The 1,212-nt window shown below is 65.9% G+C and carries 2 protein-coding genes and 1 pseudogene; 1 reads left to right on the forward strand and 2 read right to left on the reverse strand.

The genetic code is table 11. From position 1 onward, the window contains the following. Window positions 1–215: pseudogene (locus PGX04_RS12460) on the reverse strand (hypothetical protein); the annotation flags it as partial. A 112-nt stretch (window positions 216–327) separates the two neighbouring features. On the opposite strand from PGX04_RS12460, the gene PGX04_RS12465 reads away from it, so the two are divergent. Further along, complete coding sequence (locus PGX04_RS12465) at window positions 328–546, forward strand: hypothetical protein (RefSeq protein ID WP_273738804.1); 219 nt, start codon at window positions 328–330, stop codon at window positions 544–546. A gap of 190 nt (window positions 547–736) precedes the next feature. On the opposite strand, the gene PGX04_RS12470 is transcribed toward PGX04_RS12465, so the two are convergent. Next, a partial coding sequence (locus PGX04_RS12470) for a uracil-DNA glycosylase family protein (RefSeq protein ID WP_273738805.1) occupies window positions 737–1,212 on the reverse strand: 476 nt, incomplete at its 5' end.

Below are 1,212 nucleotides of genomic sequence, written 5' to 3' on the forward strand. Positions count from 1 at the left end.
TCGGGATCGCCGCCCGCGTGCGCCTCGGGAAGGGTCGCTTCGTCGCGGTAGTTGAGCAGGAGGTCGCCGCCGCTCGAGGTGACGCTCCAGCAGACATCGGCGACGGCGGCCTCGTAGAGCGAGACCGCCTCGGCGTCGGAAAGCGGCGACTCCTCGACGAGCGACGAGAGGACGAGCCCCTCTCGCGGCGGATCGACCGGGACGACGACTATCATGTGACGTACTCCGGTCGCGCGGTCCTTGAACGCGGCGCTTCCGTCGATCGCACATCCGAAGTCGGCTCCGCAATGGAGACGAATTATAGTGTCGGAGCGTTTTCGACCCGGTATGGACGAACGATCGATCGCCGGACTCTTCGCGACGCTCGTGATCGCGGCGCTGGCAGTCCTCGGCCTCGTCGGATTCGGAAACGGCTACCTGACTAACACTACCGGCCAGCACTTCGCATCGACGATCGGTGCGCTCGTCGTCGCCGTCCTCGCCGTGGGGGCGCTAATCTCCCTGGGCGTCGGCTCGAGACGCTGGCGCGAAAATCCCTACTGGTAACTGAGGCCGTCGGCTCGAGACGCTGGCGCGAAAATCCCTACTGGTAACTGAGGCCGTCGGCTCGAGACGCTGGCGCGAAAATCCCTACTGGTAACTGAGGCCGTCGGCGCTGATAGCGCGCTTCCGGTTCGTTTCTGCCGTTCTTGTCATACCGTTCTCCGCCCCTGTCGTATCGCTCCCGTCTCCGTGCTTATCGTCCCTGCCGCCCTTTCGTCTGCCGATAGTCCGAAGCCATCAGTTCCGCAAAAACCTCGAGCCACGCCTGCGTCTGCTCGTCGGTCTGCTCGCGCGGATCGATCATCGGGACCAGTTCGAAGCCGCGACCGCGAATCCGCGTCGCGTGATCGTCGGGGAGCGCGAGTTCGTCGGCCGGGGTCGTCGTGTACTCCACCCCGAGTTCCGCCAGCGCGCGCTCGCCGACGGGGACGAGTATTTCGGGGTTGATCATCCGGATTTCGGCGTTGAGATAGGGTTCGCAGTTGCCGACCTCCTCGTCGGTCGGCCGACGATCGGGGTCGCGACAGCGGGTCAGGTTCGTCAGGTAGACGTTCTCGAGTTCGGGTTCGTCCGCGGGCGAGTCGACGGCACAGAGGCCCAGCCGCTCGAGCATCCGTCGCAGCCCGCCGTCACCGTCGCTGCCACCCTCGCCGGCGAACGGGACGCCCG

It is taken from the genome of Natrinema soli (genome assembly GCF_028618695.1).

Bases quoted from the DNA above. Each gene is read 5' to 3' on its own strand.
- PGX04_RS12465 (WP_273738804.1), top strand. From the start codon at position 328: ATGGACGAACGATCGATCGCCGGACTCTTCGCGACGCTCGTGATCGCG.